This is a genomic window from Dactylosporangium sp. NPDC051087, assembly GCF_055586325.1.
The window spans coordinates 251,928-265,356 of record NZ_JBVJIJ010000011.1 but is presented as its reverse complement, the minus strand read 5'-3'; the positions used below and the strand labels follow the sequence as shown (position 1 = coordinate 265,356).

The following is a 13,429-nucleotide window of genomic DNA, read 5'->3' as shown; positions in this document are numbered from 1 at the left end:
CGCGTCGTCCGGGACCGTGCCGCTCCGGTGAGCTCGGTCCGCGTCGTCCGGGACCGCGCCGCTCAGGTGAGCTCGGTCCGCCAGGAGTGCCGGGGGTCGTAGCCGAGGACCTCGCGGGCCCGGTCGATGCCGAGCAGCGTCTCGAACTCGCCGAGCTCGCGGGTCAGCGGCACGTCCGGGAACACCTCGCGCATCAGGTCCGCCGACGGCCGGTCCATGATCGTGTCGGCGGCGGCGATCACGTACGAGGCGGCGCCCTCGACCGGCGCGTCGAGGGCGAGCCGGCACGCGGCGGCGACGTCACGCACGTCGACGTACCCCCACAGGTTCCACTTGCGCAGGTGCGGGTCGCCCCAGTAGCCCGGGACCGCGGCGTAGTCCTCGGGGGTGTGCACGTTGGACAGGCGCAGCCCGACGAACGGGATGCCGCTCCACGCGGAGATCTCCCGGGCGAGGGTCTCGCCGACGACCTTCGACAGCGCATAGGTCGTCGTCGGGTGGGGGTAGTGCTCCTCGTCGACCGGCGCGTAGCGCGGGGGAGTGTCGAAGGGCAGGCCGAGCGTCGTCTCGCTGGAGGACCACACGACCCGGCCGACGCCGGCGTTCTGCGCGGCGTGGAACACGTTGAAGTTCATCGCCGAGTTGCGGTTGAACGTGACCGCCGGCGGATACATGCCCGGCGCCGGGATGTTGGCCAGGTGCACGACGGCGTCGGCGTCCTGCACGACCTCGGCGGCCTGCCCGTAGTCGGTGAGGTCGGCGACCATCATCGGCGTGCCGAGCTCGCTGAGGTGGCCGGCCTTGCCGACGGCGTCGGTGGCGACGACGTGGTGGCCGTGGGCGAGCAGGTCGGCGACGACCGCCCGTCCGGTCTTGCCGTGTGCTCCGGTGACGACGATCCGTGCCATCCCACAGTTCTACAGCGTCAGCCCCGCAGGCCGCGCAGCAGGAGCGCGGTCAGGGTGTCGATCGCCTCGTCGTCGGGCAGCCGCGGCTCGGGCGCGGTGAGGTGCGCGTAGGCGAACATGGCCAGCATCGCGCCCATCGCGTCGGCGACGACCGCGGGCCGCCCCGGCAGCGGGTGCCCGCGGGCCTCCAGAAGCTCCAGGTGCTGCCGGAGCATGCCGGTGTCCTCGGCGAGCCGGGTGCGGGCCAGGCCGCTGAACGGGGCCTCCAGCATCGAGGACTGGAAGAGCGCGACCATCACCGGCAGGTGGGTCTTGAACGTGTGCCAGGCGGCGGCGACATGGACCCGCAGCTGCGCCTCGTCGGACAGGTCGTGGTCGGGGTCGTGGTCCGGCAACGCCCCGCCGGCGGTGTCGTGCATGTCCGCCAGGAGCGCCTGGAGCAGCTCCTCCTTGCTGGCGAAGTGGTCGTAGAACGACCCGACCGCACGTCCCGCCTCGGCCGTGATGTCGCTGATCTTCGTGTTGAGGTAGCCGCGGGTGGCGAAGAGCCCGCGGGCCGCGTCCTTGAGCGCCGCGGACGTCTGGGCCGCCTTCTCCTTGCGCGTTCCCATCGCGATCACAATCCCGTCACACCGCGGCACTTGACGCCCGACCGTAGCAGCCCGTAAAACTGAATTGTAATTCACCGAATATAGATTCAGTTAAGGGGTACGGCATGGAAGCCATGGTCATCGGGGGTGGGGTCGCCGGACCGGTCACCGCGATCGCCCTGCGCCGGATCGGGTGGGACGTCACGGTCCACGAGGCGTACACGGACCCGGCCGGCGACGTCGGCTCGTTCGTCAGCCTGGGCGACAACGGGCTGCGCGCCCTGGACGCGATCGGCTGCCGGGACGCGGTCGCCGCCCGCGGGACCACGCTGCCGCTGCTGCGGCTGCGCAGCGGGCGGGGCAAACTGCTCGGCGAGGCGGCCCGCGGCCGGGTCACGCTCATGCGCGGCCACCTCGTCGAGACGCTGCGCGACCTGGCCCTGGCCGCCGGCGCGCGGATCGTCACCGGCCGGCGGCTGACGGACGCGGACGCGCGGACGGCCGTGTTCGCCGACGGCAGCACCGCGACCGCCGACCTGATCGTCGGCGCCGATGGCATCCACTCCCGGCTGCGGGCCGTCATCGACCCCGCCGCACCCGCCGCCCGGTTCGCCGGGCTGTGGACCGTCGGCGGCCTGTCGGCCCAGCCCGTCGAGCCGGACGCGTTCGGCATCATGTTCGGCGCCCGGGCCACCATGGTCTCGGCACCGACCGCGGCCGGCACCCTGTGGGCGGCGCAGGTCCCGGCGGACCGGCCACCCGCGGCCCCCGTCGACCCGGAGGCGCTCGCGGCACTGTTCGCCGGCGACCGGGGCCCCTCCGCCGCACTGGTCAGGCACACCCACCAGTGGCACCCCCGCACCGTGATGCAGGCGCTGCCGGGCGGCGTGCCCCGCTGGCACCGCGACGGGATGGTCCTGCTCGGCGACGCGGCCCACCCGATGGGCGCCGGCCAGGGCGCGAACCTCGCCGTCGAGGACGCGGTCGTCCTCGCCCGCTGCCTGCGGGACGCGGCTTCCGTGCCCGCGGCACTCACCGGCTATGCGGCGCTGCGCCGCCCCCGGACCGACAGGATGCTCAAGGTGGCCGGCGCGAACCGGGACGCGAAGGTCGCCGGCCCCCTGGCCGCCCGCCTCCGCGACGTGACGATGCCCTTCTTCTTCCAGCGGTTCGCCGAAAAGGGCGCCGCGTGGATGTACGACTACGACGTCGACTGGAACCCCACCCCCGCCCCGGCATCGACCTGAGAGCGGCCGGGCTCCACGGAACGCCGCGGTGTGTGGGTGTGCGGCTGTGACCTCGCGTGGGATGCCTGGCGGGATGCCGTGGGTGCCGCGGCGTCGGAGTCGGTTTGGTCGGTGGGTGGGGCGGGGGTTCGCGCGGTGGGCACGGTGTGCGGCCAGGACGTCGCGTGGGACGCCGGGCAGGACACCGTGACCGCTGTGGCTTCGGCGACGGTTTGGTGGGGGCCAGGGGCGGAGTTCGCGCGGTGTGGCGGTGTGCGGCTATGACTTCGTGTGGGAGGCCGAGTGGAACTCCGTGAGTGCGGTGGCTTCGGTGTCGACCTGGCGGCGGACGGACGCGGGCAGCTTCGCGAACGGCTCCCACGACACCACGCCCGCCTTGCTCACCGTCCAGGTGCCGGCGACCTGGCCGTCGACGAGGAACGTGCCGATCGACTGGGGCATCCGGACGTGGAACACCTTCGTGCGGTGCTCCTCGGGGAGGACGAGGGTGCGGCGGGCGTGGGCCAGGAGCGTCGCGTCGTAGGTGGGCAGGAACCGCACGGGTGCGGGGGTCTCCGGGTCGGGCAGTGGCTGGCCGGGCAGGTCGACGAGCTCCCTGCCGCGCTCGTCGCGGAAGCGGCGCAGCTCCATGCCGGCGAGGACCTTGGCGATGTCGGTGACGGTGAGCCCCGCCCAGTCGGCGATCTCGGAGCGGTGCGCCGGGCCGAACCCGCCGAGATAGCGCCGCACCAGCAGCTCCCGGCCGGCGTCGACGGTGACCTCGGGCGGGCCGACCCAGTCCTCCGCCAGGCCGAACAGGTCGGCGCGGCGGCGGGCCCACGTGCCGGACGGGGGCACGCGGACCATGTCGAGATACATGCCGACGCCGCCGCGGACCTCCGCACCATAGAGCTGGTCGATCTCGGCCCGCTTGACCGGCCGCTCCCGCAGCAGCTCGCGCAGGCTCGCGGCGGCCTCGGTGAGCTCGGCGGGGCCGACGTTGTTGCGGATGACGCGGTGATACCAGTCGCGGCGGGCGTCGCGGATCGCGATGAGCGTCGGCCAGTAGTCGGCCCGGGAGACGAGGTGGATGGTGGCGCGCAGGGTGGTCGCCTGGATCACCTCGCGGGCCTCGAGGAGCCTGGTCAGCGACTCGCGCTCGAAGCCCTCGATCCGGGTCCACAAACCGATGTACATGGAAGGGGCATACTGCGCCTGGATGCCGGCCATCCGCTCCAGGACGGTGGCGGGGTCGGCCCGGACCCGGGCGTCGAGGGACTGCCGGGCCAGCAGCGCGCGATTGAGGTCCCGCCACGTCAGTGTCCGCTCCATGCGCACACTCAAGCACAGCGGTACGACAAGAATCCGCAGCCGAGCGCAGCGGTGCGACAGGGATCAGGCGACGTCGCGCAGCGCGGCCTTGACCAGCTCCATGGTGCGGTCGTAGCTCATGCCCTGCTCACGCAGGAGCCGGCCGCCGTTGCCGCGCTCCTCGCGCAGGACGCCGAGGATGAGGTGCTCGGTGCCGATGTAGTTGTGCTTCATCGACAGGGCGATCCGCAGCGACAGCTCCAGGGCCTTCTTGGCGTCGTTGCCGAAGCGGTTGGGCAGCTTGGTGCGCCGGAAGAGGAAGCCGCCGCGTCTCGGGGGCTCCGCGCGGTCCAGCGCGCCGGGGCCGAACGTCTGCTCGACGCTGGAGCGCACCGCGTCGAGGTCGATGCCGATGGAGCGCAGCGCGGCCGCGTCGTCGGTGCCGGTGACGGCGGCGACGAGGCCTTCGCGCTCGACCGCGCAGGCGTGCAGCACGTCGGCGGCGATCCCGCCGGTGGTGAACATGGCGAGCACCAGGTGCTCGGTGCCGACCGTGCGGTGGCCGAGGGCGTTGGCCTCCTCGTGGGCGCTCTGCACCGCGGTGCGGGCGCGCTGGGTGAACCGCTCGAACATCACTGCTCTCCCGTCTCTGAAGGGGTCCTGCCGGCGTGCTTCTTGTGCACCGCCTGGCGCGTCACGTCGAGGGCGTCCGCGATCTCCTGCCACGACCAGCCGTGCCGGCGGGCGTTGTCGACCTGGAGGACCTCGAGCGCGTCGGCGAGGCGGCGCAGGGCCACCGCCGCCCGTAGTCCGATCCTGGGATCCGGGCTGGCCGCGGCGTCCGCGAGATCGCCTGCTTCCGTCATGTGTCAACCGTAGTTGACGCCTTCGCAAGATGTCAACCCAAGTTGACAACTACCCTCCGAGCATGGACGCGCTGCCGGTCATCGACATCTCCGACCCCGAAGCCGCCGCCCCGGGGATCGAGGCGGCCTGCCGCGAGAGCGGCTTCTTCTACGTCGCCGGGCACGGCGTCCCGGCCGCGCTCACCGACCGGCTCGACGCCGCGGCCCGGACCTTCTTCGACCTCCCGGAGCCGGTCAAGACGCGGATCGCGATGGCCCGCGGCGGCCGGGCGTGGCGCGGGTTCTTCCCCGTCGGTGCCGAGCTGACCTCAGGCGTCCCGGACCGCAAGGAGGGGCTCTACTTCGGCACCGAGCTGGGCCCCGACGCCCCGGCCGTGCGCGCCGGGCTGCCGCTGCACGGCGCCAACCTCTTCCCGGCCGAGGTGCCCGACCTGCGTCCGGTGGTCCTGGAGTACCTGTCGCGGATGACCGCGGTGGCGCAGACCGTCCTGCGCGGGGTCGCCCTGAGCCTCGGGCTGCCCGCGGGGTACTTCGCGGAGTCGTACACGGCGGACCCGACCGTGCTGTTCCGGATCTTCCACTACCCGCCGTCGGCGCCGGGCAGCGACGAGTGGGGCGTCGGCGAGCACACCGACTACGGCCTGCTGACCCTGCTGCTGCAGGACGGCAACGGCGGACTGCAGGTGCGTACGCCCGGCGGCTGGCTCGACGCGCCGCCGGTCCCCGGCACCTTCGTGTGCAACATCGGCGACATGCTCGACCGGATGACCGGCGGCTGGTACCGGTCCACGCCCCACCGGGTCCGCAACGTCAGCGGCAACGAACGGCTGTCGTTCCCGTTCTTCTTCGACCCCGACTTCAGCCGGCCGGTCCCGCCGCTGCCGGCCACGCACCACGAGGGCGCCCGGCGCTGGGACGGGCAGGACCTGCGGGCCTTCACCGGGACGTACGGGGAATATCTGGTCGCGAAGGTGGGCAAGGTGTTCCCAGAGCTCTTCGCGGACACCCGTCACCAGGAGGCACCCCGCATCGGTTAGACCCTGCAAAGGTGCTGTTCAGGGTGCTGGCACGATGACGGGAGCAAACCGGGTCGCGGTGTACCTACCGTTTGAGTCACCACACCGCACCAGGAGGCCCCCGATGAGCACCCAGACGCCGTCCACGACCCGCAAGCTCACCAACCTCGACAGCGAGCAGGGCATGCTCGTCTTCCTCGCCGTCATCGTCCTGCTCAGCGTCGCCGGCGTTCTCGTCGTCGGCGGCTGAGCTCCCAGGTGAATCAGCGGCAGCGCCGAGTGCAATCACCGGGACCCTTCGTACCGTCTTGGGGGTATGACCTCCGACGCCTCGCTCGAACAGGAGCTGCGGAACGTGTTCCGACGCCACGAGCATCTCGCCGAGGACCTGGGCCTCGACGACCGGCCGGCCGGCGCATCGTCGGGCCGGCCTTCGTCGTCGCCCTCGAAGTCCTCGAAGTCCTCCCTGCGCCGTAGCCGCAGGGACCCCCGATGGGCGCGCTCGCTGGTGGTGGCGGGCGCGGTCATGATGATGGTCGCCGGGGGTGCGTTCGTGGCGAAGGACGCGGTGATCGGCTATGCGACGCGCAACGTCAAGCAGGAGGACCTGATCGTCCCGGCGGCCGAGCAGCAGGGCCGGCACGTCACGATCAGCGGCGCGAAGAACATCCTGCTCATGGGCATCGACCCGCGCCCCGGCCAGGACGAGTCCGAGGCGATCCGCTCCGACTCGATCATCATCCTGCACATCCCGGAGGGTCACGACTCGGCGTACCTGATCTCGATCCCGCGCGACACCTGGGTGGAGATCCCCAGGTTCAGCAACGGCAAGCGGTCCTACGCGGGCGGGCACGACAAGATCAACGGGGCGTTCGCGGTGGGCGGCCTCGGCACCACGGGCAAGGAGCAGCGCAAGTTCGGCGTGACGCTGCTGGCCGACACGATCAAGGAGAACTGGGGCATCACGTTCGACGCCGCGGCGATCATCGACTTCACCGGCTTCCAGAACGTGGTCAATGTCCTCGGCGGCGTCGACATGTACGTCGACCAGGAGGTCAGGAGCGTCCACATCGGCCACGACGCCAAGGGCAACACCAAGGTCCCCTACATCCAGCGCGACAACGGCCGCGGCGGCACCGACCTCATCCCGATCTCCGGTGTCACCCCGCAGACCTACCACGTCGGCTACCAGCACCTGGAGCCGTGGCAGGCGCTGGACTACGTCCGCCAGCGCGAGACGCTGCCCAACAGCGACTACGACCGGCAGCGCCACCAGCAGCAGTTCATCAAGGCCCTGTTCAAGCAGATCCTGAGCCGGGACGTGCTGACCGACCCGGCCAAGCTCAGGAAGGTCCTCGACGTCATCGGCCAGTCGATGACGATCGACTCCGGCGGGATCGGTCTCGACGACTGGATCTTCGCGATGAAGGGCATCACCGGCGACAACCTGCTGACCGTCAAGACCAACAACGGCACGTTCTACTCGTCGTCGGAGAACCCGGGCGCCGAGGCCCTCGACCCCACGACCCTGGCCCTGCTGGACTCGGTCCGCGCCGGCGCCGTCGAGTCGTTCATGGCGGAGCACACGGACCTCGTCTCCAGCTGATCCAGGTCCGTCGCCGGCGGCGCGGGTGTTCGCGGCCGGGACGGTCGCGGCTGGGTCACTACCGGCGGTGGGAGAGGTCAGGCCCCCGGGGCCTGACCGGCCGCTGACGGGAGCAACGGAGGCCGGCCACGACGGACCGGAGCAGGCCGCTCATTCCGCTCTGTCCTGCATCTCCCACAGATGGTCCAGGACGTGCCAGGCGTAGCGGCGGGCGGCGTAGCGGGACGTCCAGCCGTTGTCGACCAGGGGTCCGCCGTCGTGCGGCCGGCCGAGGATGGCCAGGACCTCGTCGTGGACGGCGGCGATCGCCGCGGTGTCGTCGATCGCCGGCTGCGGCAGCTTGAAGCCGATCTTGCGGCCGTAGCCGGCCTCGGCGCCGTAGACGTGGTCGATCATCTTGTCGCGGTCCCGGCCGCCGCCGCGGGGTCCCTTGCGCAGCGACGCCGGCGCGGTCGCGGCGAACGCGGCGAACGCCTCCCACGCGGCCACGAGGAGCTTCTTCTGCCGGTCGGCGACGGCCTTCGTCACGGCCCGGTCGTCCACCTCGGGGTGCGCGTCGGGGACGCCGAACTGGGTGGCGGAGGTGCCCGGCACCCGCTCGACGACCTTGAGCGTGGGTGAGGCCGGGAAGCTGTAGCCGGCGGCCCCGGCGATCGGCGCGTACCGCTCGCCGTACTCCGCCAGGGCCTGCAGGGCGTCGTCCTCGGTCTTCGCGAAGCGTCCCCAGCCCGGCCAGTCCAGGCTCGCCGCGAACACCTTCTTGTCCGTCACTTCGAGATACACGTCGGCCATGTCTGTGACCTTAAGCCGCTTTCCTCGGCGCCGCAGAGGTGCTTGCATACCATGGGTCACATGCCTGAGCTTGTGAGTTATCTTCGGGAAGCACTCCTCGCCGGCGATGTCGAGACCACCCGGGCCTCCAACCACGGCAACGCCGCGGCGTTCGCCGCCGGTGACGAGGGATACCTGTTCGGCCTGGCACCGCTGAAGACCTGGACCCTCGCTCAGGTGCTGGGTGTGATGGCGGAGCGGGTCGGCATCGACCCCGACCCGGAGCGGTCGGCGGGGACGGACGTCATCGACCCGTACAAGACCGTGGCGGCCCTGGACCGGATGCGCGATCGGCTGCGGGTCGCGGCGCGTCGCAAGGAGCGGGTGCTGGTGGCGTCCGGCCACCCGGCGGGCGTCGTCGAGGTCCACTTCGCGGTCGTCGCCGCCCTGCGCGCGGCCGGGTGCGAGATCCTGACCCCGGCGGCCGGGGTGCCGTTCGCCAGGCCGGGCCGCTACGACGGGCGTGAGTTCCCGCTCGCCGTGCGCTACCTGGGTGGGGTCGCGATGGGCGCCGAGCGGGGCATCGCGATGTGGCACACGCACTCGCCGGACGGGATGCGGGCGATGCTCGACGAGCTCGAGTCCGCCGGGGCGCCGATGCCTGACCTGGTCTTCGCCGACCACGGGTTCGCCGGCGCCGCGGCCGCCGCGGGTCTGGACGTGGTGTCGTTCGCCGACAGCAACGACCCGGCGCTCTTCGTCGGTGAGGCGGAGGGGCGGGTCTCGGTGACGGTGCCGATCGACGACAACGTCCAGCCGCACCTGTACGGGCCGATCAGCGCATACCTTCTCGAAGGGATAGCCGCTTAGTGATATGACACGGGTGCTATGGGGCAATTTGGACCTCTAGCCTTGTGAGCCTCCCCGTCCGATGACAGCATCGGTCGCGGCCGATATTTATCGGCTCCGATATAGGGGAGGCTCACGTGAGGCTCACAAGGTCCACACTCCGTCGCGCCGTGGTCATCGCCGCCGGCACCGCTCTCGTTGCAGGTTCGTTCCTCACGCCGTCGCCGGCCCAGGCCGCGCCGATCGGCAGCACCGACGCGCTCGTCGAGCGGCTCGGACTCAACTCGGCGGGGTCCTACTGGGACGCCCAGCTCGGCAAGATGGTCGTCACCGTCACCGACGCGAACACCGCCAAGAGCGTCGAGTCGACCGGTGCCGTGGCCCGTAAGGTCAAGCACAGCGGCGCCGAGCTGGCCCGCATCACCTCGACGCTCACCACCAAGGTCTCCATCCCGGGCACCGCCTGGGCCGTCGACCCGGTCCTCAACCAGGTCGTCGTCTCGATCGACCCGACCGTCACGCCCGAGCTCGTCAAGACGATCGAGGCGACCGTCGCGGCGTTCGGCAGCGGCGCGACGATCGAGCGGCTCCCCGGTGCGCTGCAGCCGACGATCTCCGGCGGCCAGGCGATCTACGCCGGTGGCTCGCGGTGCTCGCTCGGTTTCAACGTGGTCAGCGGCAGCACGTACTACTTCCTGACCGCGGGGCACTGCACGAACATCGGCTCCACCTGGACGACCAGCAGCGGCTCGGTGCTCGGCACCCGGACCGGCACGAGCTTCCCCGGTAACGACTACGGCATCGTGCGTTACGCCGCCGGTGTCGCGCACCCCGGCAACGTGTCGCTGTACAACGGCACGTTCCAGGACATCACCGGCGCGGCCAACGCGACCGTCGGCCAGTCGGTCCGCCGCAGCGGCTCCACCACCGGCGTGCGCAGCGGCTCGGTCACCCAGACCGGCGCGACCGTCACGTACTCGCAGGGCCAGGTCTCCGGCCTGATCCGCACCACCGTCTGCGCCGAGCCCGGCGACAGCGGCGGCTCGCTCTTCGCCGGCTCGACCGCGCTGGGCCTGACCTCCGGCGGCAGCGGCAACTGCAGCAGCGGCGGCGTCACGTACTTCCAGCCGGTCACCGAGGCGCTCAGCGTCTACGGGGTCAGCGTCTACTAGATCAAGCCGCATCTGTGCCACCCCTCGGCGACAGCGGAGGGGTGGCACAGTGGTGCGCATGCGGGTGGGCATTCTCGGGCCGTTGACGGTCGACGTCGCCGGGCGGCCGGTCGACGTCGGCGGCGCCCGGCTCAGGACGCTGCTGGTCCGGCTCGCCTGCGAGCCCGGCCGCCTCGTCTCCGTGGAGCGCATCGCCGCCACGCTGTGGCAGGACGCGCCCCCGACCGACCCGGCGAACGCCGTGCAGTCCCTGGTGTCGCGGCTGCGCAAGACCCTCGACGGGGACCCGGCGCTGGTGTCCGGCGCCGGTGGCTACCGCCTCGACATCCCGGCCGACGACGTCGACGCGTACCGCTTCGAGCGGCTCGCCACCGCCGGGCGCGGGGCGCTGCGCGACGGCGACCGGGCCCGCGCCGCGACCCTGCTCGCCGAGGCCCTGGACCTGTGGCGCGGCCCGCCGGCCGTCGACGGCGCGCTCGCCGCCCGCTGGCAGGAGCTGCGGCTGGCCGCGATCGAGGACCACGTCGAGGCCGCCGGGCCGCGCGCACCCGGCCTGGTGGCGCGGCTGCTGGAGCTCACCGCCGCCTACCCGCTGCGGGAGCGGCTCGCCGCGCACCTCATCGAGGCCCTGCACGCCGAGGGCCGCCGCGCCGAGGCCCTCGCGGCGTTCGAGGAGTGCCGGCACCGCCTCGCCGAGGAGCTCGGCGTCGACCCGTCGCCGGAGCTGCGCCGGGCGCACCTGCGGGCCCTCACCGACCGTCCCGGCGGTAACCTGCGGACCCCGCTGACCAGCTTCGTCGGCCGCGACGACGACGTCGAGCGGCTCGGCACGCAGATCCTCGACCGGCGCCTGGTCACCCTCGTCGGTCCCGGCGGCGCCGGCAAGACCCGCCTCGCCACGACGGTGGCCGCCACCGACCCGCACGCCGCCTGGCTGGTCGAGCTCGCGCCCGTCACCGAGGCCGCCGACGTGCCGGCCGCCGTCCTGCGCGCCCTCGACGCCGGTGGGCAGCTGGAGTCGCCGCCGCGGACCCGCCGCACCGACGTCACCGGCCGGATCGCGGAGCTGCTCGCCCCCGCCGACGCGCTGCTCGTGCTCGACAACTGCGAGCACGTCGTGGCGGCCGCCGCGGCGCTCAGCGAGGACCTGCTGGGCCGCTGCCCGAAGCTGCGCGTCCTGGCGACCAGCCGGGAGCCGCTCGGCATCCTCGGCGAGACGCTCTTCCCCGTCGGCCCGCTCGCGCCGGAGCCCGCGGTGCGGCTGCTGGCGGACCGGGCCGAGGCGGTCCGGCCCGGCTTCGTGGTGACCCCCGCCGCGGCCGAGATCTGCCGCCGGCTCGACGGGCTGCCCCTGGCGATCGAGCTGGCCGCGGCCCGGCTGCGCTCGTTCACCGCCGAGCAGCTCGTGGCCCGCCTCGACGACCGCTTCCGGCTGCTGACCGGCGGCAGCCGCACCGCGCTGCCCCGCCACCGGACGCTGCACGCGGTGGTCGCCTGGAGCTGGGACCTGCTCGAGGAGCCGGAGCGCGACTTCGGCGCCGCGATCGCGGTGTTCCCCGGCGCGTTCGACGCCGACGCGGCCGCGGCGGTCGCGGGTGTACCGGACGCGCAGCCGCTCCTTGACCAGCTCGTGGACCGGTCGCTGCTGCAGACGGTCGCCGGTGACACGGTCAGGTACCGGATGCTGGAGACGATCCGCGAGTTCGCCCTGGAGGAGCTCATCCGGGCCGGCCGGGCCGAGGGGGTCAGGTCCGCGCACACCGCGCACTTCCTGGCCCTCGCCGAGCGGGCCGAGCCGCACCTGCGCACCGGCGCGCAGATCGACTGGCTGGCCCGCCTGCGCCCGGAGCGGGCCAACCTGCACGCCGCCGTCACGCACGCCTGCGACAGCGGCGACACCGTCACCGCGTTCCGGCTCGGCGCCGCCTGCGCCTGGTTCTGGACGTTCGAGGACAACCACGCGGAGGCCGCCGGGCTGCTCGGGCGGATCCTCGCCGTCCCCGGCGACGTGCCGCTGGGGCTGCGCACCGTGGTCATGGCGGTGTACGTCATCAACTGCGGCTTCGCCGGGGACTTCCAGTTCGCCGACGGCCTGCTCGACGAGGTCCTGGACCTGGCCCGGCGGGTCCCGGCGGCCGGCGCGCACCCGTTCGTCGCGCTGGTCGAGCCGGTCGTGATGATGTTCCGCGACGACAGCGCCCACGGCGCGCCCGCGATCGAGCGCCGCCTCGCCGGCCCCCTCGACGCCTGGTCGCGGGGGATGCTGCTGGCGATCCTCGGCTACCTGCGGGAGAACGACGGCGACCTGGCCGGCACGCTCGCCGCGCAGGAGGCCGCCGCGGTCGCGTTCCGCGAGGTGGGGGAGCGGTGGGGGCTGTCGATGACGCTCGCCTCGATCGCCGACGCGCGGGCCCGCCGCGGCGACTTCGCCACCGCCGTCGCGCTGTTCGACGAGTCGATCGAGCTGCACCACCAGCTCGGCGTGCACACCAGCGAGGCGTACCAGCGGATCCGGCTCGCCTCGGTGCGCCGGCACACGGACGGCGTCGCGGCCGCCCGCGCCGAGCTGCGCCGCTTCGCCGAGGACCCGGCGGCGCTGCCCCGCGACGTGTCGCACGCGATGCTGGAGCTCGGCCACCTGGCCCGCCACGACGGCGACCTCACGGAGGCGTCGCGCTGCTACGCGGAGGCGTGGCGGGGGCAGGCCCGCTCGCCGCTGGTCGCGCCGCAGTACCGGGCGATCATCATGGTCGCCATGGCGCAGCTGGACCTGCGGCACGACGACCCGGCGTCGGCCGGCGACCGCCTCGCGGTGGCGCTGCGGGTCGCGCTGCCGGTGCGGGACATGCCGGTCGTGGCGCAGATCGCGGTCGGCGCGGCGGCGCTCGCCGCCGCGCTCGGCGAGCCGGTGGCCGCGGCCTCGCTGCTCGGCGTGGCCCGCCGGCTGGCCGGCGGCGACGACCTGTCCAACGCGGACCTCGTCGCGCAGTCCGCGGCGTTGCGCGCCGCGCTCGGCCCGGCGGGCTACGACGACGCCGTGGGGGGGGGGGGGGGGGGGGGGGGGGGGGGGGGGGGGGGGGGGGGGGTTGGGGTCTTCTGTGGGGTGGGGGGGGA

At 73.1% G+C, this 13,429-nt stretch carries 12 protein-coding genes and 1 pseudogene; 7 read left to right on the top strand and 6 right to left on the bottom strand.

Going from position 1 to position 13,429, the window contains the following annotated elements:
- Window positions 1-62 precede the first annotated feature (62 nt).
- On the bottom strand, window positions 63-908 hold the full coding sequence (locus tag ACZ6TV_RS22685) for an NAD-dependent epimerase/dehydratase family protein (protein ID WP_465299200.1): 846 nt from the start codon (window positions 906-908) through the stop codon (window positions 63-65).
- A 17-nt stretch (window positions 909-925) separates the two neighbouring features.
- Window positions 926-1,519 (bottom strand): TetR/AcrR family transcriptional regulator, encoded by a 594-nt coding sequence (locus ACZ6TV_RS22680; protein ID WP_465299199.1) that lies wholly within the window; start codon window positions 1,517-1,519, stop codon window positions 926-928.
- 104 nt (window positions 1,520-1,623) lie between these two features.
- On the opposite strand from ACZ6TV_RS22680, the gene ACZ6TV_RS22675 reads away from it, so the two are divergent.
- Window positions 1,624-2,745 carry an FAD-dependent oxidoreductase gene (locus tag ACZ6TV_RS22675; RefSeq protein ID WP_465299198.1) on the top strand — a complete coding sequence of 374 codons (1,122 nt, stop codon included), beginning with the start codon at window positions 1,624-1,626 and terminating at the stop codon, window positions 2,743-2,745.
- Between the two features lie 258 nt (window positions 2,746-3,003).
- On the opposite strand, the gene ACZ6TV_RS22670 is transcribed toward ACZ6TV_RS22675, so the two are convergent.
- The 3 genes from ACZ6TV_RS22670 to ACZ6TV_RS22660 form a co-directional block, all read right to left on the bottom strand.
- The gene (locus ACZ6TV_RS22670; RefSeq protein ID WP_465299197.1) at window positions 3,004-4,056 is read right to left on the bottom strand and encodes a winged helix DNA-binding domain-containing protein; all 1,053 of its coding nucleotides are present in this window, start codon (window positions 4,054-4,056) and stop codon (window positions 3,004-3,006) included.
- A 63-nt stretch (window positions 4,057-4,119) separates the two neighbouring features.
- Window positions 4,120-4,668 (bottom strand): Clp protease N-terminal domain-containing protein, encoded by a 549-nt coding sequence (locus ACZ6TV_RS22665; RefSeq protein WP_465299196.1) that lies wholly within the window; start codon window positions 4,666-4,668, stop codon window positions 4,120-4,122.
- Entirely contained in the window at window positions 4,668-4,901 is a 234-nt protein-coding gene (locus ACZ6TV_RS22660; protein WP_354782675.1) for a helix-turn-helix domain-containing protein, read from the bottom strand. Before ACZ6TV_RS22660 ends, ACZ6TV_RS22665 begins: the two co-directional genes overlap by 1 nt.
- Before the next feature lie 62 nt (window positions 4,902-4,963).
- On the opposite strand from ACZ6TV_RS22660, the gene ACZ6TV_RS22655 reads away from it, so the two are divergent.
- The 3 genes from ACZ6TV_RS22655 (at window position 4,964) to ACZ6TV_RS22645 (ending at window position 7,523) form a co-directional block, all read left to right on the top strand.
- Window positions 4,964-5,938 carry an isopenicillin N synthase family dioxygenase gene (locus ACZ6TV_RS22655; RefSeq protein WP_465299195.1) on the top strand — a complete coding sequence of 325 codons (975 nt, stop codon included), beginning with the start codon at window positions 4,964-4,966 and terminating at the stop codon, window positions 5,936-5,938.
- A 103-nt stretch (window positions 5,939-6,041) separates the two neighbouring features.
- Complete coding sequence (locus ACZ6TV_RS22650) at window positions 6,042-6,167, top strand: hypothetical protein (RefSeq protein WP_465299194.1); 126 nt, start codon at window positions 6,042-6,044, stop codon at window positions 6,165-6,167.
- Between the two features lie 66 nt (window positions 6,168-6,233).
- The gene (locus tag ACZ6TV_RS22645; RefSeq protein ID WP_465299193.1) at window positions 6,234-7,523 is read left to right on the top strand and encodes an LCP family protein; all 1,290 of its coding nucleotides are present in this window, start codon (window positions 6,234-6,236) and stop codon (window positions 7,521-7,523) included.
- Between the two features lie 150 nt (window positions 7,524-7,673).
- Here the strand turns inward: ACZ6TV_RS22645 and ACZ6TV_RS22640 are convergent, their stop codons facing one another.
- Window positions 7,674-8,315, bottom strand: a complete 642-nt coding sequence (locus tag ACZ6TV_RS22640; protein WP_465299192.1) for a hypothetical protein — start codon at window positions 8,313-8,315, stop codon at window positions 7,674-7,676.
- 60 nt (window positions 8,316-8,375) lie between these two features.
- Here ACZ6TV_RS22640 and ACZ6TV_RS22635 point away from each other — a divergent pair, with 60 nt between their 5' ends.
- The 3 genes and pseudogenes from ACZ6TV_RS22635 to ACZ6TV_RS22625 all read left to right on the top strand — a co-directional run.
- On the top strand, window positions 8,376-9,164 hold the full coding sequence (locus ACZ6TV_RS22635) for a phosphatase (RefSeq protein ID WP_465299191.1): 789 nt from the start codon (window positions 8,376-8,378) through the stop codon (window positions 9,162-9,164).
- A 116-nt stretch (window positions 9,165-9,280) separates the two neighbouring features.
- On the top strand, window positions 9,281-10,315 hold the full coding sequence (locus ACZ6TV_RS22630; RefSeq protein ID WP_465299190.1) for a S1 family peptidase: 1,035 nt from the start codon (window positions 9,281-9,283) through the stop codon (window positions 10,313-10,315).
- A gap of 58 nt (window positions 10,316-10,373) precedes the next feature.
- A pseudogene (locus ACZ6TV_RS22625) lies at window positions 10,374-13,429 on the top strand (AfsR/SARP family transcriptional regulator); the annotation flags it as partial.